Genomic DNA, 24972 nt, shown 5'->3' on the forward strand with positions numbered 1-24972 from the left:
CGTGACCGACGCCCTGCACCGGGACCTGCTCGCGCTCGCACAGGAGGCCGCCCGCCGCGCCGGCGAGCTGCTCCGCGACGGCCGTCCCGCCGACCTGGCCGTGGCCAGGACGAAGTCCAGCCCCATCGACGTGGTCACCGAGATGGACATCGCGGCGGAGAAGCTGATCACCGACCTGATCTCCGGACAGCGCCCGGACGACGGCTTCCTCGGCGAGGAGGGCGCCTCCGTCGAGGGCACGAGCGGCATCCGCTGGGTGATCGACCCGCTCGACGGCACCGTCAACTACCTGTACGGACTGCCCACCTGGGCGGTGTCCGTCGCGGCCGAACAGGACGGCGAGACCGTCGTCGGAGTGGTCGCCGCTCCGATGCGCGGCGAGACGTACCACGCCGTGCGCGGCGGTGGCGCGTGGGCGACCGGCGCGTGGGAGGGCGAGCAGGCGCTCGCCTGCCGTCCCGCGCCCCCGCTGGACCAGGCCCTGGTCTCCACCGGATTCAACTACGTCACCGAGGTCCGCACCCACCAGGCCGAGGTGGCCGCCCGGCTCGTCCCGCTGCTGCGGGACATCCGGCGCAGCGGCTCGGCGGCGGTCGACCTGTGCGACGTGGCCTGCGGCCGGCTCGACGGGTACTACGAGCGGGGTCTGCACGCGTGGGACGTCGCGGCCGGGGACCTGATCGCCCGGGAGGCGGGCGCGCTGACCGGTGGGCGGCCCGGAGAGCGCCCCTCGGGGGACCTGACCGTGGCGGGGACGCCCGGGGTGTTCGAGCCCCTCCAGCGGCTGCTGGAGGACTTCGGCGCCTGGCACGACTGACGGGGACACCGGCAGCCGCACGCAAAGGGACCCCGGCGCTGGATTCGCCGGGGTCCCTTCTTGCGCTTTCGGGCCGATCAGACGCGTGACGCGCCGACCTCCACACCGTGTTCGGCGGCGAGGCGTCGCAGGTCGTCGAGCTCTGCCTGCTCCACCTCGACGAGGAAGTCGTCGCCCTCGTCACGAGCCCGCGACAGGTCGGTCTCGGTCGCCCTTATGCGCTGCAGAAGTCCTGCGGTGAAAGCGTCCATGCTGCGCCCCCTCGTCCAGGGTCGTGGGTCGGGTGGCACGGGGGTGTGCCGTAGGGAAGGGGCGATCACGTCTCTCGCAGGTGCCCAGCGCTGCCCGGCCGGGCGGCGACGGTGCCGGACACCCACGCCCGCTCTGCGAAGCGGATGGCGGGGTACCGCATGGTGCTGCGGCACATGCAGAGCGTGATCGCGGGGTGTAAAGCCGTCCTCCCCCCGCTCCCTTCCGTGGAAACCTCAACCCGCGGAGAAATTCGCGTATTCCCGCCCCGGAAACCCCTTCCTGCCGCCCGGACCTCGCCTTACAGCCGACTTATGGCCGAAAAGGGCAGGATGGGGGTCACACCCACGGACATCCCTGCCCGCACGCGCTCACGGCGCGCTACGCGGGTGGACATGAGGAAGGACAAGCGACGTGCGCGTACTCGTCGTCGAGGACGAGCAACTGCTCGCCGATGCGGTGGCCACCGGACTGCGCCGGGAGGCCATGGCCGTCGACGTCGTGTACGACGGTGCGGCCGCCCTGGAGCGCATCGGCGTCAACGACTACGACGTGGTCGTCCTCGACCGCGACCTCCCGCTGGTGCACGGCGACGACGTGTGCCGCAGGATCGTCGAGCTGGGCATGCCCACGCGCGTGCTGATGCTCACCGCGTCCGGAGACGTCAGCGACCGCGTCGAAGGCCTGGAGATCGGCGCCGACGACTACCTGCCCAAGCCGTTCGCCTTCAGCGAGCTGATCGCGCGCGTGCGCGCCCTCGGCCGCCGCACCAGCGTGCCGCTGCCGCCGGTCCTGGAGCGCGCCGGCATCAAGCTCGACCCCAACCGCCGCGAGGTCTTCCGGGACGGCAAGGAGGTCCAGCTCGCGCCCAAGGAGTTCGCGGTGCTGGAGGTGCTGATGCGCAGCGAGGGGGCCGTGGTCTCGGCGGAGCAGCTGCTGGAGAAGGCCTGGGACGAGAACACCGACCCGTTCACCAACGTGGTGCGGGTGACGGTGATGACCCTGCGCCGCAAGCTGGGCGAGCCGCCCGTCATCGTGACCGTCCCCGGCTCCGGCTACCGGATCTGATCCCCCGTGGCCACGACACCCGCCCCGCCCCAGGCACCCCCGAAGCCCACCTGGGACCCGAGGAGGCCGCAGCCCCCCTTCCCCTGGCTGCGCCCGACCATCCGGATACGGCTGACGCTGCTGTACGGCGGCATGTTCCTGATCGCCGGCATCCTGCTGCTGTCGATCATCTACCTGCTCGCCGCCCAGGCGATCAGCACCGGCAACCAGCCGCTGTTCAAGATCGTCAGTGGTTCGGCGATCAAGGTCACCAGCGACAACTGTCCCGCGGTCACCGCGATCAACACCGGCCCGGTGCCGCTGTCGGACTTCAACGACGCGATCGCCCACTGTGTGGACCAGCAGCGCCAGGGGGCCCTGGACAACCTGCTCAGCCGCTCCCTGCTGGCCCTGCTGGGCCTCGCCGTGATCGCCTTCGCGTTCGGCTACGCGATGGCCGGCCGCGTGCTGTCCCCGCTCGGCCGGATCACCCGCACCGCCCGCCAGGTGGCCGGCTCGGACCTGTCCCGCCGGATCGAGCTGGACGGCCCGGACGACGAGCTGAAGGAGCTGGCGGACACCTTCGACGACATGCTGGAGCGGCTGGAGCGGGCCTTCACCGCCCAGCAGCGCTTCGTCGGCAACGCCTCGCACGAACTGCGCACCCCGCTCGCGATCAACAGAACGCTCCTCGAAGTGCATCTGTCGGATCCGAACGCGCCGGTGGAACTCCAGCAGCTCGGCAAGACGCTGCTCGCCACCAACGAGCGCAGCGAACAGCTGGTCGAGGGGTTGCTGCTGCTCGCCCGCAGTGACAACCAGATCGTCGAGCGCAAACCGGTCGACCTGGCCGAGGTCGCCACGCAGGCCATCGACCAGGTGCACGCCGAGGCGGAGGCCAAGGGCGTCTCGATCCGCGGCGAGCGCAAGCCGGCCGTGGTGCAGGGCAACGGTGTGCTGCTGGAGCGGATCGCGCTGAACCTCGTCCAGAACGCCGTGCGGTACAACGTTCCCGAGAAGGGCTGGGTCGAGGTGACCACCGAGATCCGGCACGGGCAGGCGGTGCTCACGGTCACGAACACGGGACCGGTGGTGCCGGCGTACGAGATCGACAACCTCTTCGAGCCGTTCCGGCGGCTGCGCACCGAGCGCACCGGCAGCGACAAGGGGGTGGGTCTCGGTCTGTCGATCGTCCGGTCCGTGGCCCGGGCGCACGGCGGTCACATCCTGGCCCAGCCCCGGGAGGGCGGTGGTCTGGTGATGCGCGTCACCTTCCCGGTGTGACCGAAAACGACACACGCGGAGGATGTTCGCTTTACGCGGAATTTTTGGACGGTAGGACGGGGTTCTTCCTGTGTGATCGATCACATGGGCGGAATTCCGGCCATGTACGCACAGTGATCATGATGGAAGGTGGAAAGCCGGGAAAGTCCTGGTTTTCAGGGCTCTTGATCACGGGAAGTACACGGTGAGGCGCCTTTGAGGTGCGGCATTCGAACCGTGTACGGTCCTCACCGCCAGCCAAGCCGATCACTCCTGAGGGGTCGGGTTGGGTGTCGATTGAGTAACAGACCTTGATGTGAGGCAAAATCTCCGCCTCAGGTCGGGCACAAGTCCGGCCTCTCACGCGTTACGTGCGCTGGAGACACCGCAGACACCCAGAGGGGGAGAGCGATATGGCAACCGATTACGACACTCCACGCAAGACCGACGACGACGTCGACTCGGACAGCCTTGAAGAGCTGAAGGCCAGGCGGAACGACAAGTCCACCTCGTCGGTGGACGTCGACGAGTTCGAGGCCGCCGAGGGCCTCGAACTGCCCGGAGCCGACCTCTCGAACGAGGAGCTGGCCGTCCGGGTGCTGCCCAAGCAGCAGGACGAGTTCACCTGCATGAGCTGCTTCCTGGTGCACCACCGCAGCCAGCTGGCCCGGGAGAAGAACGGTCAGCCGATCTGCCGCGACTGCGACTGAGGACGGGTCGGCCATGTCTGGCTCGACCCCTCCCCGGAAGCGCCGCTTCCCTCTGCGGAAAGCGGACCAAGGGCCGAACGACGGCCCGCACGGCACGCGTGACGACGAGCGGGGCTCACCCGGAGCGGGAGCCTCGCTCGGGCCGGCGCCCGACCGGGACGAGCTGCCGGCGCCGGCACACCACCCCGCCCCCGTCGCCCGGCGCCGGGCGGCGGCGATCCGTGAGAAGGCCCGGGAACTGACCCGGGAAGGCGCCCGCAGGGGCGGCAGCCGGGCCCGCGCGGGGCTGGGGTACCTCGCGGACCGCCTCATCGAGATGGCCCCGCGCATCCCCGTACGCGACCTCGCGGCCCTGCGCAGGCAGTTCCCCGGGCTCGGACCCGAGGAACTCGCCGACAAACTGGTGGCGGGCGCGGCGGCCGGCACCTCCACGGTCGGAGCCGGGATCGGAGCGGCGGCGATGCTGCCGGTGCCGCCGGCCATGCCGACCGAGCTGGCCGCCGAGATCACCGGGGTCGCCGCGATCGAGCTGAAACTGATCGCCGAACTGCACGAGGTCTACGGGGTCCGCCCGCCGGGCAGCCTCAAGGAGCGCACCGCCGCGTACCTGTCCTCCTGGTCGGAGGAGCGCGGGATCGACGTGATGAAGCCGTCGACGTACGACACGGCCCTGGGCGGCCGGATGAAGCGCCAACTGCGCCAGCAGATCATGAAACGGATGGTCCGCGACCTGCCCAACCTGATGCCGTTCATGGTGGGAGCCGCGGTCGGGGCGGTCATGAACCGCCGGGACACCAGGAGACTTGCGGGCCGCGTCCGGGCCGACCTGCGCAAGATCCAGGTGCCCTGGGACGCGCTGCCGGAGCTGCCGCCCCTGGAGAAGCCGGCCGAACCCCTCGAGCTGCCCGACGAGCTCTAGGCGCGCTTCAGGCCTGCGCCGTCCGCGCCGCCTCGATGGCCGCGGCCAGCCGCTCCGGCTCCCGCGTCGACAGGTACAGGTACGGCGTCGGGTCCTGCGGGTCCGTGACCTCCACCCGCAGCGCCGTCGGGATGTAGGCGCGCAGCAGCAGGAAGGCACGGGTGTCGGCCTTGTACGTCCGCCAGGCGCGGGCCTCCTCCGCGTCCAGCACCTCCGTCGCGCCCAGCGCCGAGACCGGGATCTTCGCCTCGCCCGCGATGAGGGAGTCGCCCACGACCCGGATGCGCGGGGAGCCGTACGCGCTGGCCACCACGGCCGCGGCCGCCGTACCGCCGACCAGGCCGCCGAGCAGCGGCAGGGTGCCGAAAGGCAGCAGGATCAGGGCGAACGAGACACCCACCAGAAAGCTGATCAGCCACCACGAGCGCGGGGCGGTGAGGCGTTCTTCGTAGGGGGTGGCGGAGAGCTGCATGGAGCCAAGCTTGGCACGGGATCCGCAGAGGTCCGAGGCGCGGGTAAGGTCTGCGGCTGTGAGTGGTAGTTCCGCAGCTCTTCAGCCTCCCGCCGACGCGGGGAAACCGGTACGGCACCCCGACGCGCCCGCGCCCGGGGAGCTTCTCGGCGCCCACTACGAACACTGTTTCGGGTGCGGCCCCGGGCAGCCGCACGGACTGCACCTGGAGGCCCGCGCCGGCGAGGGTGTCTCGCTGACCGCCGAGTTCACCGTGCAGCCCGCCCACCAGGGCGCCCCGGGCCTCGCGCACGGAGGAGTGCTCGCCACGGCCCTGGACGAGACCCTCGGCTCGCTGAACTGGCTGCTGCGGACCATCGCCGTCACCGGACGGCTGGAGACGGACTTCGTACGGCCCGTGCCCGTCGGCACCACGCTGTATCTGGAGGCCGAGGTCACGGCCGTCGCCGGACGGAAGATCTACTCCACCGCCACCGGGCGCCTCGGCGGCCCCGACGGGCCGCTCGCCGTGCGCGCCGACGCCCTCTTCATCGAGGTCAAGGTCGACCACTTCATCGACCACGGCCGCAAGGAAGAGATCCAGGCCGCCATGAGCGACCCCGACCAGAGCCGGCGCGTCCGCGCCTTCGAGGTGAACCCGTGAGCCGTGACCCGCTGAACGTGCTGATCCGGCGCGTTGACCCGGACGTACCGCTTCCGGCGTACGAGCATCCCGGGGACGCCGGAGCCGATCTGCGCACCACCGAGGCGTGCGAGCTGAAGCCCGGCGAGCGGGCCGTCCTGCCCACGGGGGTGTCGATCGCCCTGCCCGAGGGGTACGCGGCCTTTGTGCATCCGCGTTCCGGCCTCGCCGCCCGCTGCGGTGTCGCCCTCGTGAATGCCCCGGGGACGGTTGATGCCGGGTACCGTGGGGAGATCAAGGTGATCGTGGTGAATCTCGACCCTCGCGAGAGCGTGCGGTTCGAGCGCTTCGACCGGATTGCCCAACTGGTCGTCCAGCAGGTCGAGAGGGTCCGCTTCCAGGAGGTCGCGGAGCTTCCCGGCTCGGCGCGGGCCGAAGGGGGCTTCGGGTCCACCGGCGGCCATGCCGCGGTGGGCGGCGAGAGCGGCACAAGCGGTCAGGCCGCCGAGGGCGGTCCGACGGGTGGGAATCGATACGCTGCGGTCGTATCCGACCGGGAAGGACAGTGACGTGTTCGGACGTCGCAAGAAGAAGGGTGCCGCCGAGGACGCGGCCGGCGAGGCCGAGCAGGTCGTCGACAGCGTCGACACCGAGGCGGACGAGGAGGCCGAGCGCGAGCGCGTCCGGCTGGAGCCCGGGCCCCGGCCCGACGGTCCGTGGGACAGCAGCGAGGTGCGCGACCCGGCCGAGGGCCGCGTGGACCTCGGCGGTCTGTTCGTGCCGGGCGTCGACGGCATGGAGCTGCGGGTCGAGGTCGCCGGCGACGCGATCGTCGCCGCGACCGTCGTGCTGCGCGACAGCGCCATCCAGCTCCAGGCCTTCGCCGCGCCCAAGCGCGAGGGCATCTGGGGCGAGGTCCGCGAGGAGATCGCGTCCGGCATCACCCAGCAGGGTGGCATCGTCGACGAGGTCGAGGGCCCGCTCGGGTGGGAGCTGCGCGCCCAGGTGCCGGTGCAGCTGCCCGACGGCACCGGCGGTTTCCAGGTCGTACGGTTCGTCGGCGTGGACGGTCCGCGCTGGTTCCTGCGCGGTGTGATCTCCGGCCAGGGCGCGGTGCAGCCGCAGGCGGCCGGGCTGCTGGAGCAGATCTTCCGGGACACCGTCGTGGTCCGCGGCGAGGGTCCGATGGCCCCGCGCGACCCGATCGTCCTCAAGCTGCCCAACGACGCGCAGATGGTCCCCGAGGGGGTCCAGCAGGAGGAGAGTTCGCGCTTCTCCGGTGGGATGGGGCAGTTGCAGCGGGGGCCCGAAATCACCGAGGTCCGCTGACGGCTTCAGCAGCGATACACGGGCCGTGCCCCTCAGGGGGTGCGGCCCGTTCTCGCGCGCGGGACGGGCGCGCCGTTGGAGGTGCCTGGCCGTTGCCGGCTGCGGGTCTTCCGTGGTTGCTCACGCAGTTCCCCGCGCCCCTTACGGGCGCGACCCTGACCGGTGATACTGATGCGCGGTCGACTGGGGGAGGGGACATGAGCGACGTGGTCACCGAGACCATGGTGCGGGTCGAGGGCGTGCACAGGTCCTACGGGGCGGGGGCCGCTGCCGTGCACGCGCTGCGCGGGGTGTCCTTCGAGGTGCCGCGGGGGGAACTCGTCGCTCTCAAGGGGCGGTCGGGGTCCGGCAAGACCACCCTGCTGAACATCGTCGGCGGGCTCGACACGCCCGACCGGGGCCGGGTCGAGGTGGAGGGCCGGGATCTCGCGCGGCTCGGGGAGAGCGAACTGCTGCGGCTGCGGCGGGACCGGGTCGGATTCGTCTTCCAGTCCTTCGGGCTGATCCCGATCCTGAGCGCGGCCGAGAACGTCGGCGTACCGCTGCGGCTGCGCCGTGCCGAGCCGCGCGAGCGGGAGGAGCGGGTCGAGCTGCTGCTGTCCCTCGTGGGGCTCGCCGGGCACGCAGCGCAGCGGCCGGGGGAGTTGTCCGGCGGCCAGCAGCAGCGGGTGGCCATCGCCCGGGCCCTCGCCAACCGGCCGGCGCTGCTCATCGCCGACGAGCCGACCGGCCAGCTCGACGCCGAGACCGGGCACGCCGTCATGGAGCTGCTGCGGGCCGTCGTCCACAGCGAGCAGGTCACCGCCCTGGTCGCCACCCACGACGCGACCCTGCTGGACCTGGCCGACCGGGTGCTGGAGCTGTGCGACGGGGAGATCACCGAGCACTGAGCCCCTGCACGCCCGCGCTGCCCATCAGGGTTGCGTCAAAGTTGCCCGCTGCTCGCACTCCTGTCCCGATCGCCGTGTGCCGCCGGCCGTAAGGTCGACGCTGCGCAGGCAACAAGGCACGGGAAGACAATGGGGCCATGGCACGCGGCAAGCTTCGGATCTACCTCGGCGCGGCGCCGGGCGTGGGCAAGACCTACGCCATGCTCGCCGAGGCGCACCGCCGGGTGGAGCGGGGCACCGACTGCGTGGTCGCGTGGGTGGAGCATTACGGCCGGCCGCGCACCGAGGTGCTGCTGCACGGCCTGGAGCAGGTGCCGCGCCGGCAGCTGGAGCACCGGGGGGCCGCCTTCGGCGAGATGGACGTCGACGCCGTGCTGCGCCGGGCGCCCGCCGTCGCCCTCGTGGACGAGCTGGCCCACACCAACGTCCCCGGTTCCCGCAACGTCAAGCGCTGGCAGGACGTCGAGGAGCTGCTCGCCGCCGGCATCGACGTGGTCTCCACGGTCAACATCCAGCACCTGGAGTCACTCGGCGACGTCGTGGAATCGATCACCGGGGTGCGCCAGCGCGAGACCGTCCCCGACGAGGTCGTCCGCCGGGCCGACCAGATCGAGCTGGTCGACATGTCCCCGCAGGCCCTGCGCCGCCGCATGGCGCACGGCAACATCTACCAGCCGGACAAGGTCGACGCGGCCCTGTCCAACTACTTCCGCCCCGGCAACCTCACCGCCCTGCGCGAGCTGGCGCTGTTGTGGGTGGCCGACCGGGTCGACGAGTACCTGAACGCGTACCGCAGCGAGCACCGGGTGTCGAAGATATGGGGCTCCCGGGAGCGGATCGTGGTCGGCCTGACCGGCGGTCCCGAGGGGCGCACCCTGATCCGGCGCGCCGCGCGGCTCGCCGAGAAGGGCGCCGGCGGCGAGGTCCTCGCCGTCTACATCGCCCGCAGCGACGGGCTGACCTCGGCCTCCCCGAAGGAGCTGGCCGTCCAGCGCACCCTGGTCGAGGACCTCGGCGGCACCTTCCACCACGTGGTCGGCGACGACATCCCGGCCGCCCTGCTGGACTTCGCGCGCGGGGTGAACGCCACCCAGATCGTGCTCGGCTCCTCGCGCCGCAAGGCCTGGCAGTACGTCTTCGGGCCCGGCGTCGGCGCCACGGTGGCCCGGGACTCCGGCCCCGACCTGGACGTGCACATCGTCACCCACGAGGAGGTCGCCAAGGGCCGCGGGCTGCCCGTGGCCCGCGGCGGCCGGCTCGGGCGGGCCCGGATCGTCTGGGGCTGGGCGGTCGGCCTGACCGGACCCGCGGTCCTCGCGGTGCTGCTGAACGGCGTCGACCTGGGCCTCGCCAACGACATGCTGCTCTTCCTGGCCGTCACGGTCGCCGCGGCCCTGCTCGGCGGTCTGCTGCCCGCGCTGGCCTCGGCGGCCTTCGGCTCGCTGCTGCTGAACTACTTCTACACCCCGCCGCTGCACCGGCTGACCGTCGCCGATCCCAGGAACATCGTCGCCATCGCGATCTTCTTCGGGGTCGGCATGGCGGTCGCCTCGGTGGTCGACCTCGCCGCCCGGCGCACCCACCAGGCCGCCCGGCTGCGCGCCGAGTCCGAGATCCTGTCCTTCCTCGCGGGGAACGTGCTGCGCGGCGAGACCAGCCTGGAGGAGCTGCTGGAACGGGTCCGCGAGACCTTCGCCATGGAGTCGGCCGCCCTGCTGGAACGCGAGAGCGACGTGGCGCCCTGGACCTGCGCGGGCCGCGCCGGCTGCGGGCCGCCGCTGGAGCGCCCGGAGGACGCCGACGTCGACATGCCGGTCGGCGACCACATGGCGCTCGCGCTCACCGGCCGGGTGCTGCCCGCCGAGGACCGCCGGGTGCTGGCCGCGTTCGCCGCCCAGGCCGCCGTCGTGCTGGACCGCAGGAGGCTCCAGGAGGAGGCCGACCGGGCGCGCGCGCTCGCCGAGGGCAACCGCATCCGCACCGCCCTGCTGGCCGCCGTCAGCCACGACCTGCGCACTCCGCTGGCCGGCATCAAGGCCGCCGTGTCGTCCCTGCGCTCCGACGACGTCGCCTGGTCCGAGGAGGACCAGGCGGAGCTGCTGGAGGGCATCGAGGAGGGCGCCGACCGGCTCGACCACCTCGTCGGCAACCTGCTCGACATGTCCCGTCTCCAGACCGGTACGGTCACGCCGCTGATCCGGGAGATCGACGTGGACGAGGTCGTACCGATGGCGCTGGGTGGTGTACCCGAGAACAGCGTCGAGCTGGACGTGCCCGAGACGCTGCCGATGGCCGCCGTCGACCCCGGGCTGCTGGAGCGGTCGGTGGCCAACCTGGTGGAGAACGCCGTCAAGTACAGCCCGCGCGGGCGGCGCGTCCTGGTGGCCGCGAGCGCCATCGCCGACCGGGTCGAGGTGCGGGTGGTGGACCGCGGACCGGGCGTGCCGGACGAGGCGAAGGATCGTATCTTCGAGCCCTTCCAGCGGTACGGTGACGCTCCGCGCGGTGTCGGCGTCGGGCTCGGCCTCGCCGTCGCCCGGGGCTTCGCCGAGGCCATGGGCGGCACCCTCACCGCGGAGGACACGCCGGGGGGCGGCCTCACCATGGTGCTGACCCTCCGAGCGGCCGGATCACGCCCCGAGCCCCTTCCCGCCGGGGCAGGCATCGCAGAACCAGAAAGGCAGACCCTATGACCCGGGTGCTCGTGGTCGACGACGAGCCGCAGATCGTGCGCGCCCTCGTGATCAACCTCAAGGCGCGCACGTACGAGGTCGACGCGGCCCCCGACGGCACGACCGCGCTCGAACTCGCCGCCTCCCGCCACCCCGACGTGGTCGTTCTCGACCTGGGTCTGCCCGACATGGACGGCGTAGAGGTGATCAAGGGCCTGCGCTGCTGGACCCGGGTGCCGATCCTGGTGCTGTCCGCCCGCCACTCCTCCGACGAGAAGGTCCAGGCGCTGGACGCGGGCGCCGACGACTACGTGACCAAGCCGTTCGGCATGGACGAGCTGCTGGCCCGGCTGCGGGCCGCGGTCCGCCGGGCCGAGCCGGCCGGGCCGGGCGAGGACGACCTGACGACCGTCGAGACCGCGGGCTTCACCGTCGACCTCGCCGCCAAGAAGGTCAACCGTGGCGGCAAGGACGTGCGGCTCACCCCGACCGAGTGGCACCTGCTGGAGGTGCTCGTCCGCAACACCGGCCGGCTGGTCGGACAGAAGCAGCTGCTGCAGGAGGTGTGGGGGCCGTCGTACGGGACCGAGACCAACTACCTGCGGGTGTACATGGCCCAGCTGCGGCGCAAGCTGGAGTCGGACCCCTCGCACCCGCAGCACTTCATCACCGAACCGGGGATGGGCTACCGGTTCGAGAAGTAGGGCCGTCGGCCCGGGACCAGCGGGCTTACGGTCCTGCCGACGGTCCCCGGTACGCTTCAGATATGACTGCTGTTCCTCGTTCCGAAAAGCCGGCCGGCCGGTTCCGGCGCATGCTCGACCGGCTCTCCTCGTCGCAGGAGGACCTGGAGTCCGAGGAGCTGCGCGAAGACGCCGAGACGGCAGGCTGCACGAAGATCGGCGACTGTCACGACCGGCAGATCGTCACCGTTACTGGTACCTTGCGCACGGTCACCCTGCGTCCGCGCGCCGGAGTCCCGGCCCTGGAGGCCGAGCTGTTCGACGGCTCGGCCGCGCTGGACGTGGTGTGGCTCGGCAGGCGTTCCATCGTGGGCATAGAACCGGGGCGCAAGCTGATCGCATCGGGCCGGATCTCGATGAGCCGGGGCCGCCGGGTGCTGTTCAACCCGAAATACGAACTGCGACCCCTCGGACGGGAGTAGCCGGTGACGTCCCTCGACAAGCCGACCGAAGACACCGACCAGACTCAGCCCGACGACGCCCGCGCGGTGACCGAGGCGGCGCTGTTCGAGGCCTTCGGCGGGGTCCGCGGCATGGTCGAGACGGTCCTGCCGGGCCTGCTCTTCGTCACGATCTTCACGGTCAACAAGGACCTGCACCTGTCCGCGATCGCCGCGCTGGCGGTCTCCCTGGTGCTGGTCGTGGTCCGGCTGGCCATGAAGGACACCGTCAAGCACGCCTTCAGCGGTGTCTTCGGCGTGGTCTTCGGCGTGGTGTTCGCGATGTTCACCGGCAACGCCAAGGACTTCTACCTCCCCGGCATGCTCTACACGCTGGGCATGGCGCTGGCCTACATCATCACGACCCTGGCGGGCGTACCCCTGATCGGCCTGATCCTCGGCCCGATCTTCAAGGAGAACCTCTCCTGGCGCACCCGCAACCCCGGCCGCAAGAAGGCCTACGCCAAGGCCAGCTGGGCCTGGGGCCTGATCCTGCTCGCCAAGTGCGCGATCCTCTTCCCGCTGTACTGGTGGGCCGACACCGCGCAGCTCGGCTGGGTCCTGGTCACCCTGAAGATCCCGCCGTTCCTGCTGGCGGTCTGGCTGACCTGGGTCTTCCTGGCGAAGGCGCCTGCGCCGATCGACGTGTTCGCGGAGCTTGAGGCCGAGGAGAAGGCCGAGAAGGAGCGCCAGGCCGCGCAGGCCGCGGAGAGCGGCGAGGCGACCGGGGGACGGCACCGCCGGGAGGCGTGAGCGGTCCGCCGTACGACGCGGAAAGGGCGCCCCTGGCAGCAAGGGCGCCCTTCTCTCGTACGGTCAGTCCTCGCGCCGCACCGACAGCAGATCCTCCAGCTGCTCCTCCCGGGCCTGCGCGGCCACGAACAGCAGCTCGTCGCCCGGCTCCAGGGAGTCCTCCTTGGAGGGCGTCAGCACACGGGTGCCGCGGATGATCGTGACCAGGGAGGTGTCCTCGGGCCACTCCACGTCGCCGACCTGGGTGCCGGCCAGGGCCGACTCCTCCGGCAGGGTCAGCTCGACGAGGTTGGCGTCGCCGTGGCTGAAGCGGAGCAGCCGGACCAGGTCGCCGACGCTCACCGCCTCCTCGACCAGGGCGGACATCAGGCGCGGGGTGGAGACGGCGACGTCCACGCCCCAGGCCTCGTTGAACAGCCACTCGTTCTTGGGGTTGTTGACGCGGGCGACGACGCGCGGGACGCCGTACTCCGTCTTGGCGAGCAGCGAGACGACCAGGTTCACCTTGTCGTCGCCGGTCGCGGCGATCACGACGTTGCAGCGCTGCAGCGCCGCCTCGTCCAGGGAGGTGATCTCGCAGGCGTCGGCGAGCAGCCACTCCGCCTGCGGGACGCGCTCGACCGAGATGGCGGTCGGCGCCTTGTCGATCAGCAGGACCTCGTGGCCGTTCTCCAGCAGCTCGCCCGCGATCGAGCGGCCGACCGCACCGGCCCCGGCAATGGCGACCCTCATCAGTGACCGCCCTCCTCTTCCGGGCCACCGGCGAACGCCGCCTCGACCTTGTCCACGTCGTCCGTACGCATCATCACGTGCACGAGGTCGCCCTCCTGCAGCACCGTCTGAGAGGTGGGCAGGATCGCCTCGCCCAGGCGGGTCAGGAACGCCACCCGGACGCCCGTCTCCTCCTGCAGCTTGCTGATCTTGTGGCCCACCCACTTCGCGGAGGCGTGCACCTCGGCGAGCTGCACCCCGCCGGTGGGGTCGCGCCACAGCGGCTCGGCCCCGGAGGGCAGCAGCCGGCGCAGCATCTGGTCGGCGGTCCAGCGGACCGTGGCCACCGTCGGGATACCCAGGCGCTGGTAGACCTCGGCGCGGCGCGGGTCGTAGATGCGGGCGGCCACGTTCTCCACACCGAACATCTCGCGCGCCACGCGCGCGGAGATGATGTTGGAGTTGTCCCCGCTGGAGACCGCGGCGAAGGCGCCGGCCTCCTCGATGCCCGCCTCGCGCAGGGTGTCCTGGTCGAAACCGACGCCGGTGACCCGGCGGCCCCCGAATCCCGGGCCCAGCCGGCGGAAGGCGGTGGGGTCCTGGTCGATCACGGCGACCGTGTGGCCCTGTTGCTCCAGGGTCTGGGCGAGAGCGGAACCCACTCTCCCGCAGCCCATGATGACGATGTGCACGACCGTCCTTCCGGTGTCCAAAAGTTACTGCTCAGCATCAGGGTCTCAGACCGACGCCCAAAGCTACACACGGGCGCCACGCGGCGGGCACCCCCGTGCCGGGGCCGGTCGCAGGCGCCGGCGAGTGATGCTGCGCACGCTGCACAGGGTCAGGATTCCGAGGCCGCCGAGGGCGAGCAGCGCCCCGATCAGCTCCGCGGTCGCGGGCATGGAACCTCCGAAGTGCGATGACAGGCGGGGTTTGCCATCTAGGCACGGGGGGCACACGGACCACCGATTCCGCAGTTCCATGCGCCCTTGATTTCACTCGGGAGGCATATCCAGCACGCCGGGTGGGCGGGTGCCAGTTCGAAGGCTTACGATCCTCTCTCGTGTCCAAACTGACCGACGTGCCCAAACGGATCCTGATCGGGCGCGCACTGCGCAGTGACCGGCTGGGGGAAACGCTCCTGCCGAAGCGCATCGCACTCCCCGTCTTCGCCTCCGACCCGCTGTCCTCCGTCGCCTACGCGCCGGGGGAGGTCCTGCTGGTTCTGTCCATCGCGGGCGTGTCGGCGTACCACTTCAGCCCCTGGATCGCCGTCGCGGTCGTCGTGCTGATGTTCACGGTGGTCGCCTCCTACCGGCAGAACGTGCACGCCTATCCGAGCGGTGGCGGCGACTACGAGGTCGCGACCACCAACCTCGGCCCCAAGGCCGGCCTCACCGTGGCCAGTGCGCTGCTCGTCGACTACGTCCTGACCGTCGCCGTTTCCATCTCCTCCGGTATCGAGAACCTCGGCTCCGCGATCCCCTTCGTGGTCGAGCACAAGGTGTTCTGCGCGGCCGCCGTGATCGTGCTGCTGACGCTGATGAACCTGCGGGGCGTGAAGGAGTCCGGCAAGCTCTTCGCGATCCCGACGTACGTCTTCGTCGGCGGCGTCTTCATCATGATCGCGTGGGGCGCCTTCCGCGGAGTGGTCCTCGGCGACACCATGCGCGCCCCGACGGCCGGCTACCACATCAAGGCCGAACACCAGGGCCTCGCCGGCTTCGCGCTGGTCTTCCTGCTGCTGCGCGCCTTCTCCTCCGGCTGTGCGGCCCTCACCGGCGTCGAGGCGATCTCCAACGGCGTCCCGGCCTTCCGCAAGCCCAAGTCGAAGAACGCGGCGACCACCCTCGCGATGATGGGCCTGCTGGCCGTCACCATGTTCTGCGGCATCATCGCGCTCGCCATGGTCACCAAGGTCCGCATGGCCGAGCACCCGGCCAGCGACCTGCTGCGGAACGGCGTCCCGCTCGGCTCCGGCTACGTCCAGAACCCGGTGATCTCCCAGGTCGCCGAGGCGGTCTTCGGCAAGGGCAGCTTCCTGTTCGTCCTGCTCGCCGCCGCCACCGCGCTGGTGCTGTTCCTGGCCGCCAACACGGCCTACAACGGCTTCCCGCTGCTCGGCTCGATCCTCGCCCAGGACCGCTACCTGCCGCGCCAGCTGCACACCCGCGGCGACCGGCTCGCCTTCTCCAACGGCATCGTGCTGCTCGCGGGCGCCGCGATGCTGCTGGTGTTCATCTACGGCGCGGACTCCACCCGGCTGATCCAGCTGTACATCGTCGGTGTGTTCGTGTCCTTCACGCTCAGTCAGACGGGCATGGTCCGGCACTGGAACCGCCACCTCGCACTCGAGAAGGACCCGGCCAAGCGCAGCCACATGATCCGCTCCCGCGCGATCAACGCGTTCGGCGCCTTCTTCACCGGCCTGGTGCTCGTCGTCGTCCTCGTCACCAAGTTCACGCACGGCGCCTGGGTGGCCCTGCTCGGCATGTGCATCTTCTACGCGACGATGACCGCGATCCGGAAGCACTACGACCGGGTCGCCGACGAGATCGCCGCGCCCGAGGGCCCGAGCGACGACATGGTCCGCCCGTCCCGCGTGCACTCGGTCGTCCTGATCTCCAAGATCCACCGTCCCACGCTGCGCGCCCTGGCCTACGCCAAGCTGATGCGCTCGGACACCCTGGAGGCGCTCACCGTCAACGTCGACCCGGCCGAGACCAAGGCGCTGCGCGAGGAGTGGGAGCGGCGCGGGATCGACGTGCCGCTGAAGGTCCTGGACTCGCCGTACCGCGAGATCACCCGGCCGATCATCGAGTACGTCAAGGGCCTGCGCAAGGAGTCCCCGCGCGACGCGGTCTCCGTGATCATCCCCGAGTACGTGGTCGGCCACTGGTACGAGCACCTGCTGCACAACCAGAGCGCCCTGCGCCTGAAGGGCCGCCTGCTGTTCACACCGGGTGTCATGGTGACCTCGGTGCCGTACCAGCTGCAGTCGTCCGAGGCGGCCAAGCTGCGGGCCCGCAGGCGGCAGGAGTGGAACGCACCCGGTGCGGTCCGTCGCGGTCCGGCGGTGGAGCGGCCGAAGGAGCCTTCGGCCAAGGACTGAGGCGCGGCGGGGAGGCCGTAGACTGGTGGGCTGTTGTCGGGCCCGCCGGTGCGGGCCGTCCCCGCTGCCGATCTGGAGTCACCCCACCATGCCCGCAGAACCGAAGAAGTCGCTGGTGGGGGAGGAGTACGAGGTCGAGGTCGGCCCCGTCGCCCACGGCGGCCACTGCATCGCCCGTACGGCCGAGGGGCAGGTGCTGTTCGTCCGGCACACGCTGCCCGGCGAGCGGGTGGTGGCCCGGGTGACCGAGGGGGAGGAAGGCGCCCGCTTCCTGCGCGCGGACGCCGTACGGATCCTGGAGGCGTCCAAGGACCGCATCGAGGCCCCCTGCCCCTTCGCCGGCCCCGGCCGCTGCGGCGGCTGCGACTGGCAGCACGCCAAGCCGGGCGCCCAGCGCCGGCTCAAGGCCGACGTCATCGCCGAGCAGCTCCAGCGGCTCGCCGGCCTCACCCCCGAGGAGGCCGGCTGGGACGGCACGGTGGTGCCGGCCGAGGGCGACAAGCTGCCCGCCGGCCAGGTTCCGCAGTGGCGCACCCGCGTCCAGTACGCCGTCGACGCCGAGGGCCACGCCGGTCTGCGCCGGCACCGCTCCCACGAGGTCGAGCGCATCGACCACTGCATGATCGCGGCGGCGGGCGTGAGCGAGCTGGGCATCGAGAAGCGGGACTGGACCGGCATGGCCTCCGTCGACGCGATCGCCGCGACGGGGTCCCAGGACCGCATGGTGATCCTGGAGCCGCGCCCCGGCGCCCGGCTGCCCCTCGTCGAGCTCGACAGGCCCGTCTCCGTCATGCGCGTCGACGAGCGGGACGGTGGCGTCCACCGCGTCCACGGCCGCGCGTTCGTGCGCGAGCGCGCCGACGACCACACCTACCGGGTCGGCAGCGGCGGCTTCTGGCAGGTCCACCCGAAGGCGGCCGACACGCTCGTCACGGCGGTGATGCAGGGCCTCCTGCCCCGCAAGGGCGAGATGGCCCTCGACCTCTACTGCGGCGTCGGCCTCTTCGCCGGCGCCCTCGCCGACCGCCTCGGCGAGCAGGGCGCGGTCCTCGGCATCGAGTCCGCCAAGCGGGCCGTGGAGGACGCGCGGCACAACCTGGCCGACTTCCCGCGGGTCCGCATCGAGCAGGGCAAGGTCGAGTCCGTCCTGCCGCGCACCGGCATCACCGAGGTCGACCTCATCGTCCTCGACCCCCCGAGGGCAGGCGCCGGCCGCAACACGGTCGCCCACCTCGCCTCCCTCGGCGCCCGCCGCATCGCCTACGTCGCCTGCGACCCCGCCGCGCTGGCCCGGGACCTGGGGTACTTCCGGGAGGGCGGGTACCGGGTGCGGACGCTTCGGGCGTTCGATCTGTTTCCGATGACGCATCATGTGGAGTGCGTGGCGATTTTGGAGCCTGCTGAAAAGGGACTCTGACCTGCTGTTTTCCTGATTGCCCAGGATCCCGGTCGGCCGCGTCGACATGTCCTTGATGGTCTTCCCTATGGCCGCTCCTGCGCGTGCGCCGGAGACGGGCCGTGACGCTTGGCAGGGTCAATATCTGTGCCCGCGAGCTGAGATTTCAACGGAACAGGCAGACAGATTCTCTGCCGCATTAAGTGGAGTGGGATTCTTTACCGCACACAGGGCGCTGCGGCGTGCTACTGTCGGTGTCAGTTGCAGTTGTGGTTCCCGAAACGCGCTTTTGTTATCCGGTTCTTTTTCCGGGCGGGGTGATCATTGCGGCGACACGGGGTCCGCGCAGTGCGGATCCCGATGCACTGCCCCAAAGGAGAAATGACATGGCTGCTGGTACCGTGAAGTGGTTCAACGCGGAAAAGGGCTTCGGCTTCATCGAGCAGGACGGTGGCGGCGCTGATGTGTTCGCCCACTACTCGAACATCGCCGCCCAGGGCTTCCGTGAGCTGCTGGAGGGCCAGAAGGTGACCTTCGACATCGCGCAGGGCCAGAAGGGCCCGACGGCCGAGAACATCGTTCTCGCCTGACGCTGCCTGTCGCGTACTTGTAGCTGGGGCCCGCGTCCTTCGGGGCGCGGGCCCCAGCTACTCGCATATTCCCGCAGTGGTTTCGCCTGCGGACCGACAACCAGGAAACCCGTAGGCTCACCGCATACGGAGCATCCTTCAGGGGTGCACGCATCCCTTATAGCTTCATCGCGGCGGACGCCCGAACACTGCGTCCGCTTCAAGCCGCTCATCCCAGCTCCTGTGAGATCTGTTTTCCCATTTCACCGGTCCATGCTGGCAATTCTCTGTGCTGCTGATCGCTGCGGGAATTCCTTGATATGTGCCGCATCGAGGAAGGTTCCCCATGAACCGCACACGCACGAACGACCGCTTCGCCCGCCCCCGTGACGGCAGTACCGACTCCGGCAGGGGCGCCAGCCGATTCGGTTCGTCGGCCAGGAACCGCTCCGGTGGGCCGAGCCGTTCCGGTGGTTACGGCCGCAGTCCCGCCGCGGTCCAGGGGGAGTTCGCGCTGCCGAGGACGATCACTCGCGCGCTTCCCGCCGCAGAGGGCTTCGCCGATCTCGACATGCTCGGGGCACTGCTGGGCGCGCTCGGCTCGCAAGGCGTGAACTCCCTCGCCGGCCGGGACGTAGTGGCCGCACCGGCTCCGGCAAGACCCTCGCCTTCGGGCTGGCGCTGCCGGCCCGTACGGCCGGGCGGCGCGCCGAGGCCAGGCAGCCGCTGGCTCATCCACTGCTCGTCTGCGACGAGGACGGGATGTGCACCGGCCTGGTCACCCGGGCCCGGCTCACGGCCGTTCGTGACGGCTCCGGATGCACGGACCGGATCCGCCTGCGTGACATCGCCGACGTCATCGGGCCCTTCGCCTCGCCGCTGACCACGAGGGCGGAAGTCGAACGCGCGATGCACTGCCGCCGGCTCGGGGAGCCGCCCGTGGCCGACGAACACAGCAACGCTCGGGGCGTCCTCGCCCTCTCCCGCTGAACCGCCCTCACCTCACCCGGCTTCGTCTTCTCTTCCCCTGGAGGCATCATGCGCTGTGTCATCGCCCGCTTTCCGTTCGACCTGACCAAGAGCGGCGTGGTGGAATCGATGAAGGGCGTCACACCCGAGCCGGTCACCGGTGAGTTCGTCATCATCGGACGACGCCACTACCCCGCCAAGCAGGTCGGCCAGGTCATCACCCGCCAGGACCGGCGCGATTTCAGCACCGGTGAAGTCCTCAGGGCCATGACCCGACTCGGCTTCACCTGCCGCACCCGCCCTACCGGCGCGTCTGCGCCCATGGCCGGCCCGTCCGAGCCGGCCTCCGCAACGCTCGGCGCTCCCCCTGTCCGCCTGACGTACGGGCAGGTGTGAGCCGAACCGAGCAGTGAGGCCCCACCGGCGTGCCGGTGGGGCCTCACTGTGTGCCGGGGGTCGGTGGGTCAGTGGCCGGAGTAGCTGAAATCGCCCACGGTCCAGGCACTGACGTCCTCGATCGCAACGCGGTACATTCCGCCCGTCTCCGGGATCCCGACCGTACCCTGCAGGATCCGGGCGACGTGGAAGTGCAGATGCGTGGGCGGCCCGTCCTTCCTCGCGGGGGTGTCGAAGAAGGCGGAGAACTCGCCCAGGTCGGCGGAGTCCGTCGGCACCGGCTGCCGCAGGTCTTCGGTGAACCCTTGTGCGGTATCGCGTGCGTCGGCGACGGCCGCGTGGAACGGGCAGCTGTGGCGTTGACGGACATCGTGTTCATCAGGGTCACCCTCGTCTGCGGATCGTTCATGCCCGGGCCTCGTCCACCCGACCCTGGGCCCAGCCCGCCAACCCACCGAGCCGGATCTCATCCGTGCGTCGGACCTGCGCTGCGGACGGTCCCCAGCAGTCACAGATCGGCCCAGCGGGAGACCTCATCGTCGACGCGGAGCAAATCTGTACTCGCTGGAGTAGACATTCGATGTCTTCGCGATTATGGTTTCTTTCGTAGTCGAGATCGAGCAGGCCCGGCAGACACGAACTGCCGGGCAGTAGTCCACGCATGACGGTGCGGTGGTGGAGTTTCGAAGCCAGGTTGTTGTACGGCGGCGACGGGACTGACGACCGGACCGGGTGGCCTGAAGTGACGAGGGGCCGCCGTGAGCAGGACCGCGGTTGACGCGGTTGCAGTACCAGCAGTACGCAGTACCTGTTTGCAAGTGATTGGTTCCGAGGGAAGAACGGAGGAGTCGAGCACCATCAGGATCGCCCGGGCAGAAGACGCGAGCTCGGGTACCGCAGGACATCGATAGGTAGGTGGTCTCCGGTCACGCATCAGCGATCCCCGCACCCCCGTCGGAGTATCAGGCGGCTGGGCGGAAACAGAAGGCCGGCGCAGCACTAGGGCCGGCAGATGGTGTTGCAGTTCCTTCGGGGCCTTGGTGCCAAAACGGCACCAAGGCCCCTCAACGCGTTCCACAGAGAGGTGAGATGACAGCAGCCGAGTCGCTAAGCCGTCTCGACGACGACGACTACCCCGCCTACACGATGGGCCGGGCCGCCGAGTTGCTCGGTACCACTCCCGGCTTTCTCCGCGCCATCGGCGAAGCGCGACTGATCACACCACTGCGCTCCGAGGGCGGTCACCGCCGCTACTCCCGTTACCAACTGCGCATCGCGGCCCGCGCGCGTGAGCTCGTCGACCAGGGCACCCCGATCGAAGCCGCATGCCGCATCGTCATCCTCGAAGACCAGCTCGAAGAAGCCCAGCGCATCAACGCCGAATACCGCCGCGCCGGCGGATCGTCCAGTCCATCGGCCGCAGCCTGAGGTGAGCGGGCCCGCCGGTATCGGCGGGCTATCACACCCACCTCCCCTCCAGGCCCCCCACACGGCCCCAGTCGTTGATCGGGCCGCGAGTGCGGCGGCGACCGGGCGGCGTACCGGGCCGGCACACGCAAGGATCCGAACGGTGGAAGGCGACGGTCAGTAGTCCTTGCCGAGAGGACGGATTCGTCGTGGCACGGCCGCGGCCGTGGGCGTACGGGCTCGCCGCACCGTCCTGGTTCCTGAGCGCCGACGGCGACACTCCGCTGACCTGCGCACAGGGGGCCGGTGACGCCGCCTACGACCCGTACCTGCGGGGCGGGGCCGTCTCGAACCTCGGGTACCTCGGTCTCGCCGTAGCCGACGATACTCGCACGGCTGACCCACCGAAGGCGGTACCGCCTTGACCTCTCATGTCCGGTCCCTGTCCGGCCGCCGCCGTCACCCGGTCGTCCCGGAGGAGCCGCTGCCGGTGCCCCGCTCCGTTTCGGGAAGAAGAGATCACACAGGGAATGGATCATCCCGTCCCACTCTCCGGGTACCGTCAGGGTATGAGTCATCCGCACCCAGAGCTGAAAGCCGCCCCGCCCCTTCCCGAAGGAGGGCTGCGGGTCATCGCCCTGGGCGGCCTCGGTGAGATCGGCCGCAACATGACCGTCTTCGAGCACGCCGGCAAGCTGCTCATCGTCGACTGCGGCGTGCTGTTCCCCGAGGAGACCCAGCCCGGCGTCGACGTGATCCTGCCGGACTTCACCTCGATCCGGGACCGGCTGGAGGACATTGTGGCCGTGGTCCTCACCCACGGCCACGAGGACCACATCGGCGGCGTGCCGTACCTGCTGCGCGAGCGGTCCGACATTCCCGTCGTCGGCTCCAAGCTGACGCTGGCGTTCCTGGAGGCCAAGCTCAAGGAACACGGCATCCGGCCGCGCACGGTGCGGGTACGCGAGGGCGACCGGCGCAGCTTCGGGCCCTTCGACTGCGAGTTCGTGGCGGTCAACCACTCCATCCCCGACAGCCTCGCGGTCGCGATCCGCACCCGCGCCGGGATGGTGCTGCACACCGGTGACTTCAAGATGGACCAGTTCCCTCTCGACGACCGCATCACCGATCTGCGCGCCTTCGCCCGCCTCGGCGAGGAGGGCGTGGACCTGTTCCTCACCGACTCCACCAACGCCGAAGTACCCGGCTTCACCACCTCCGAACGTGAGCTGAACCCGGCGATCGAGCAGGTGATGCGGACCGCTCCGCGCCGGGTCATCGTCTCCAGCTTCGCCAGCCACGTGCACCGCATCCAGCAGGTTCTGGACGCCGCCCACCAGCACGGCCGCAAGGTCGCCTTCGTCGGCCGGTCGATGGTCCGCAACATGGGCATCGCCCGTGACCTGGGCTATCTCAAGGTGCCGTCCGGTCTGGTCGTGAGCACGAAGGAGCTGGAGAAGCTCCCGGACCACAAGATCACTCTCGTGTGCACCGGCTCCCAGGGCGAACCCATGGCCGCGCTGTCACGGATGGCCAACCGCGACCACATGATCCGCATCGGCAAGGGCGACACCGTCCTGCTCGCCAGCTCCCTCATCCCCGGCAACGAGAACGCCATCTACCGGGTGATCAACGGGCTCACCCGGTGGGGCGCCCACGTGGTCCACAAGGGCAACGCCAAGGTGCACGTCTCCGGACACGCCAGCGCCGGTGAACTCGTCTACTGCTACAACATCGTCAAACCCCGCAATGTGATGCCAGTCCACGGCGAATGGCGCCACCTGCGGGCCAACGGCGACCTCGCCATCCGTACCGGCGTCGACCCCGAGCGGGTCGTCATCGCCGAGGACGGCGTCGTCGTCGACCTCGTCGACGGGCGCGCGTCCATCACCGGCAAGGTCCCCGCCGGCAACGTCTACGTGGACGGCATGGAAGTCGGCGGCGCCACCGAGGCGTCCCTCAAGGACCGCCTCACCCTCGCAGAGGAAGGCGTCGTCACGGTGGTGGCGATCGTCGACGCGGACACCGGCGCCCTTGCCGAGGCCCCCGACTTCCTGGCCCGCGGCTTCGTCCACGACGACGCCACGTTCGAGCCGGTCGTCCCCGTCATCGAGAAGACCCTGGCCACCGCGGCCAAGGAAGGCGTCGGGGACGCGCGTCAACTCGAGCAGCTCCTCGCCCGCGCCGTGGCGAACTGGGCGTTCCGCACCTACCGCCGCAAGCCCCTCATCATCCCCGTCATCATCGACGCATGAGCCACAGCCCGGCAGGCGTCCGGGGTCGGACGCCGATGTGCACGAGGTGACACTCGGCGACGAGTCGTTGCTGATGTCCAGCCTCGTCACCGGCCACCGGGTCGGCCCCTACGAATCGCGCCCGGGTTCCGCCCCGGACGCGCCCGGGGCGGCCCGGTGGCGGGAGCGCTGCGCCGGGCATCCGCAGCCCCTCCAGCAGCTGACCTGCCGCCCGAGCAGCAACATGACGGCCACGGGGATCGGAAACGCGGACAGCCCGGTGTACCGGCCGGGGAGGAGAGAAAATTCGTCAGTTATGACGCTCCGGCCGCCTCACAGCCCGTGCGCAAGGCAGGGTGGCCTGCGCTTTCAAGGGACCGGCCTGGCTATGGCTCCGACCGTGCACCGGCACCCACATGCCGCGGTGGATGTGGCTGACCAGCGAGCAGGTGGTTTCCGCAGCCCTGAAGGACATGGAGCGTGGTCGCTTGATCAGTACCCCGAGTCTGCGTTACCGGCTGCTGTCCCAGGCGCTGCGTCACCTGCCCCGCGCAGTGACCACACGCTTCAGCCTCGACCGCGGCCTGCCTCCGCGTGGACACGACGGCCTCTCCCTTCGTGACACCGCCGGAGGTCCGCAGATGACGGCTCACCGGCCGACACAACGGGGCCCCAGGTACTGACGGTGCCGCCGTTCGACGCCTGGGCCCGGGACCGCCTCGGCCACCTCGCCACCCTCTTCGAGCTGTCATCCGTCACCCGCGGCCGCGTCATGCCCTACGCCACACCGGCCGGGACTGAGGACGTCGGCTGGGCGGCCCGACGTTGGCGCTGCTACGGACGGACGTGACGCTCGTTCGACACTTCGGGCGTCCGCGGAGTTCGCCTACCCCGCGGGCATGGGATTCCGTATCCCGTTCGGCACGGCCGTGACCCTGACGCCTTTGCGCCACCCCATGGAAGCAGTGACGCACGCCCGGTCCCGCGGAAAGCCGTAGGACAGCTTGAAAGCCGCGTGTGCCGACTTTCTCCAGCAGGTGCGCGGCTTTCTCACCGCGGAGCGGCACGCGGCGCCCGAGGCCGGTCGGCAGGCATCGGACCTGCCTGTTCTCGGCCATCCCGGTGTCGTGGCTGAATGTGCGGCCGGTGCAGGTCTTGTGCATGGCTGGAATGCGACCCTTGAGGACCTGGCGGGACTCTCGGCCAAAATGCGTGCGACTCGTTCGGGCCTGATCGCATAAGGGCTAGGCTC

The 24972-nt window shown here is 70.5% G+C and carries 24 protein-coding genes and 1 pseudogene; 20 read left to right on the forward strand and 5 right to left on the reverse strand.

Translation table 11 applies throughout. The features are described 5' to 3' along the window. The first annotated feature begins 1 nt into the window (after position 1). Positions 2-817, forward strand: a complete 816-nt coding sequence (locus ACIP4Y_RS34910; RefSeq protein WP_358644995.1) for an inositol monophosphatase family protein — start codon at positions 2-4, stop codon at positions 815-817. A 77-nt stretch (positions 818-894) separates the two neighbouring features. Here the strand turns inward: ACIP4Y_RS34910 and ACIP4Y_RS34915 are convergent, their stop codons facing one another. Continuing rightward, a complete protein-coding gene (locus tag ACIP4Y_RS34915; protein ID WP_165951500.1) occupies positions 895-1068 on the reverse strand; it encodes a hypothetical protein in 174 nt (57 codons plus the stop codon). A gap of 412 nt (positions 1069-1480) precedes the next feature. On the opposite strand from ACIP4Y_RS34915, the gene ACIP4Y_RS34920 reads away from it, so the two are divergent. The 4 genes from ACIP4Y_RS34920 to ACIP4Y_RS34935 all read left to right on the forward strand — a co-directional run bounded on the left by ACIP4Y_RS34920 (position 1481) and on the right by ACIP4Y_RS34935 (position 5005). Next, the gene (locus ACIP4Y_RS34920) at positions 1481-2134 is read left to right on the forward strand and encodes a response regulator transcription factor (RefSeq protein ID WP_007387794.1); all 654 of its coding nucleotides are present in this window, start codon (positions 1481-1483) and stop codon (positions 2132-2134) included. 6 nt (positions 2135-2140) lie between these two features. Next, positions 2141-3397, forward strand: coding sequence for a sensor histidine kinase (locus ACIP4Y_RS34925; RefSeq protein ID WP_401400135.1), 1257 nt, complete (start codon positions 2141-2143; stop codon positions 3395-3397). A 392-nt stretch (positions 3398-3789) separates the two neighbouring features. After that, a complete protein-coding gene (locus ACIP4Y_RS34930; RefSeq protein ID WP_003997302.1) occupies positions 3790-4086 on the forward strand; it encodes a DUF4193 domain-containing protein in 297 nt (98 codons plus the stop codon). A 13-nt stretch (positions 4087-4099) separates the two neighbouring features. Continuing rightward, positions 4100-5005, forward strand: a complete 906-nt coding sequence (locus ACIP4Y_RS34935) for a hypothetical protein (RefSeq protein WP_401400137.1) — start codon at positions 4100-4102, stop codon at positions 5003-5005. A gap of 7 nt (positions 5006-5012) precedes the next feature. Here ACIP4Y_RS34935 and ACIP4Y_RS34940 read toward each other — a convergent pair whose 3' ends face one another. Beyond that, entirely contained in the window at positions 5013-5477 is a 465-nt protein-coding gene (locus tag ACIP4Y_RS34940) for a DUF3093 domain-containing protein (RefSeq protein ID WP_358644987.1), read from the reverse strand. Between the two features lie 58 nt (positions 5478-5535). Between ACIP4Y_RS34940 and ACIP4Y_RS34945 the strand changes: the two genes are divergently transcribed. The 8 genes from ACIP4Y_RS34945 to ACIP4Y_RS34980 all read left to right on the forward strand — a co-directional run bounded on the left by ACIP4Y_RS34945 (position 5536) and on the right by ACIP4Y_RS34980 (position 12926). Beyond that, positions 5536-6120, forward strand: coding sequence for a PaaI family thioesterase (locus ACIP4Y_RS34945; RefSeq protein ID WP_358644985.1), 585 nt, complete (start codon positions 5536-5538; stop codon positions 6118-6120). After that, a complete protein-coding gene (gene dut, locus ACIP4Y_RS34950) occupies positions 6117-6668 on the forward strand; it encodes a dUTP diphosphatase (protein ID WP_358644983.1) in 552 nt (183 codons plus the stop codon). Before ACIP4Y_RS34945 ends, dut begins: the two co-directional genes overlap by 4 nt. A gap of 1 nt (position 6669) precedes the next feature. Further along, positions 6670-7428: a DUF3710 domain-containing protein gene (locus ACIP4Y_RS34955; protein ID WP_401400141.1), complete on the forward strand. Its 759-nt coding sequence runs from the start codon at positions 6670-6672 to the stop codon at positions 7426-7428. Between the two features lie 197 nt (positions 7429-7625). Further along, positions 7626-8318, forward strand: coding sequence for an ABC transporter ATP-binding protein (locus tag ACIP4Y_RS34960; protein WP_401400143.1), 693 nt, complete (start codon positions 7626-7628; stop codon positions 8316-8318). A 137-nt stretch (positions 8319-8455) separates the two neighbouring features. Next, the gene (locus ACIP4Y_RS34965) at positions 8456-11011 is read left to right on the forward strand and encodes an ATP-binding protein (RefSeq protein WP_401400146.1); all 2556 of its coding nucleotides are present in this window, start codon (positions 8456-8458) and stop codon (positions 11009-11011) included. Further along, positions 11008-11694, forward strand: coding sequence for a response regulator (locus ACIP4Y_RS34970; protein WP_401400149.1), 687 nt, complete (start codon positions 11008-11010; stop codon positions 11692-11694). Before ACIP4Y_RS34965 ends, ACIP4Y_RS34970 begins: the two co-directional genes overlap by 4 nt. 62 nt (positions 11695-11756) lie before the next feature. Then, positions 11757-12155 (forward strand): OB-fold nucleic acid binding domain-containing protein, encoded by a 399-nt coding sequence (locus ACIP4Y_RS34975; RefSeq protein ID WP_078629620.1) that lies wholly within the window; start codon positions 11757-11759, stop codon positions 12153-12155. Positions 12156-12158: 3 nt separating this feature from the next. Next, positions 12159-12926 (forward strand): DUF3159 domain-containing protein, encoded by a 768-nt coding sequence (locus tag ACIP4Y_RS34980; protein WP_358644975.1) that lies wholly within the window; start codon positions 12159-12161, stop codon positions 12924-12926. 63 nt (positions 12927-12989) lie between these two features. Here the strand turns inward: ACIP4Y_RS34980 and ACIP4Y_RS34985 are convergent, their stop codons facing one another. After that, positions 12990-13658 carry a TrkA family potassium uptake protein gene (locus ACIP4Y_RS34985; protein ID WP_189305043.1) on the reverse strand — a complete coding sequence of 223 codons (669 nt, stop codon included), beginning with the start codon at positions 13656-13658 and terminating at the stop codon, positions 12990-12992. After that, complete coding sequence (locus ACIP4Y_RS34990; protein ID WP_358644973.1) at positions 13658-14329, reverse strand: TrkA family potassium uptake protein; 672 nt, start codon at positions 14327-14329, stop codon at positions 13658-13660. Before ACIP4Y_RS34990 ends, ACIP4Y_RS34985 begins: the two co-directional genes overlap by 1 nt. Positions 14330-14700: 371 nt before the next feature. Here ACIP4Y_RS34990 and ACIP4Y_RS34995 point away from each other — a divergent pair, with 371 nt between their 5' ends. The 5 genes from ACIP4Y_RS34995 to ACIP4Y_RS35015 all read left to right on the forward strand — a co-directional run bounded on the left by ACIP4Y_RS34995 (position 14701) and on the right by ACIP4Y_RS35015 (position 20079). Beyond that, on the forward strand, positions 14701-16749 hold the full coding sequence (locus ACIP4Y_RS34995; RefSeq protein WP_401400154.1) for an APC family permease: 2049 nt from the start codon (positions 14701-14703) through the stop codon (positions 16747-16749). Positions 16750-16837: 88 nt separating this feature from the next. Further along, positions 16838-18166: a class I SAM-dependent RNA methyltransferase gene (locus tag ACIP4Y_RS35000; protein ID WP_401400157.1), complete on the forward strand. Its 1329-nt coding sequence runs from the start codon at positions 16838-16840 to the stop codon at positions 18164-18166. Positions 18167-18531: 365 nt separating this feature from the next. Continuing rightward, a complete protein-coding gene (locus tag ACIP4Y_RS35005) occupies positions 18532-18735 on the forward strand; it encodes a cold-shock protein (RefSeq protein ID WP_014145516.1) in 204 nt (67 codons plus the stop codon). A 660-nt stretch (positions 18736-19395) separates the two neighbouring features. Then, on the forward strand, positions 19396-19704 hold the full coding sequence (locus ACIP4Y_RS35010) for a hypothetical protein (protein WP_401400200.1): 309 nt from the start codon (positions 19396-19398) through the stop codon (positions 19702-19704). 48 nt (positions 19705-19752) lie between these two features. Beyond that, the gene (locus ACIP4Y_RS35015; RefSeq protein WP_401400160.1) at positions 19753-20079 is read left to right on the forward strand and encodes an SCO5918 family protein; all 327 of its coding nucleotides are present in this window, start codon (positions 19753-19755) and stop codon (positions 20077-20079) included. A gap of 68 nt (positions 20080-20147) precedes the next feature. Here ACIP4Y_RS35015 and ACIP4Y_RS35020 read toward each other — a convergent pair. After that, positions 20148-20357 (reverse strand): annotated as a pseudogene (locus ACIP4Y_RS35020) (hypothetical protein); the annotation flags it as partial. Between the two features lie 811 nt (positions 20358-21168). Between ACIP4Y_RS35020 and ACIP4Y_RS35025 the strand changes: the two are divergent. Continuing rightward, positions 21169-21507, forward strand: a complete 339-nt coding sequence (locus tag ACIP4Y_RS35025) for a MerR family transcriptional regulator (protein ID WP_401400163.1) — start codon at positions 21169-21171, stop codon at positions 21505-21507. Positions 21508-22055: 548 nt separating this feature from the next. Then, positions 22056-23741 carry a ribonuclease J gene (locus ACIP4Y_RS35030; RefSeq protein ID WP_401400166.1) on the forward strand — a complete coding sequence of 562 codons (1686 nt, stop codon included), beginning with the start codon at positions 22056-22058 and terminating at the stop codon, positions 23739-23741. Positions 23742-24972: the final 1231 nt, after the last annotated feature.

This window comes from Streptomyces sp. NPDC088810, assembly GCF_044750305.1.
Lineage (GTDB): Bacteria > Actinomycetota > Actinomycetes > Streptomycetales > Streptomycetaceae > Streptomyces.

Excerpts from the sequence above, each read along its gene's own strand:
- ACIP4Y_RS34915 (WP_165951500.1), bottom strand. The coding sequence starts at position 1,068 with ATGGACGCTTTCACCGCAGGACTTCTGCAGCGCATAAGGGCGACCGAG.
- ACIP4Y_RS34930 (WP_003997302.1), top strand. The coding sequence starts at position 3,790 with ATGGCAACCGATTACGACACTCCACGCAAGACCGACGACGACGTCGAC.
- ACIP4Y_RS34935 (WP_401400137.1), top strand. The coding sequence starts at position 4,100 with ATGTCTGGCTCGACCCCTCCCCGGAAGCGCCGCTTCCCTCTGCGGAAA.
- ACIP4Y_RS34940 (WP_358644987.1), bottom strand. The coding sequence starts at position 5,477 with ATGCAGCTCTCCGCCACCCCCTACGAAGAACGCCTCACCGCCCCGCGC.
- ACIP4Y_RS34960 (WP_401400143.1), top strand. The coding sequence starts at position 7,626 with ATGAGCGACGTGGTCACCGAGACCATGGTGCGGGTCGAGGGCGTGCAC.
- ACIP4Y_RS34965 (WP_401400146.1), top strand. The coding sequence starts at position 8,456 with ATGGCACGCGGCAAGCTTCGGATCTACCTCGGCGCGGCGCCGGGCGTG.
- ACIP4Y_RS34970 (WP_401400149.1), top strand. The coding sequence starts at position 11,008 with ATGACCCGGGTGCTCGTGGTCGACGACGAGCCGCAGATCGTGCGCGCC.
- ACIP4Y_RS34975 (WP_078629620.1), top strand. The coding sequence starts at position 11,757 with ATGACTGCTGTTCCTCGTTCCGAAAAGCCGGCCGGCCGGTTCCGGCGC.
- ACIP4Y_RS34985 (WP_189305043.1), bottom strand. The coding sequence starts at position 13,658 with ATGAGGGTCGCCATTGCCGGGGCCGGTGCGGTCGGCCGCTCGATCGCG.
- ACIP4Y_RS35000 (WP_401400157.1), top strand. The coding sequence starts at position 16,838 with ATGCCCGCAGAACCGAAGAAGTCGCTGGTGGGGGAGGAGTACGAGGTC.
- ACIP4Y_RS35005 (WP_014145516.1), top strand. The coding sequence starts at position 18,532 with ATGGCTGCTGGTACCGTGAAGTGGTTCAACGCGGAAAAGGGCTTCGGC.
- ACIP4Y_RS35015 (WP_401400160.1), top strand. The coding sequence starts at position 19,753 with ATGCGCTGTGTCATCGCCCGCTTTCCGTTCGACCTGACCAAGAGCGGC.
- ACIP4Y_RS35025 (WP_401400163.1), top strand. The coding sequence starts at position 21,169 with ATGACAGCAGCCGAGTCGCTAAGCCGTCTCGACGACGACGACTACCCC.
- ACIP4Y_RS35030 (WP_401400166.1), top strand. The coding sequence starts at position 22,056 with ATGAGTCATCCGCACCCAGAGCTGAAAGCCGCCCCGCCCCTTCCCGAA.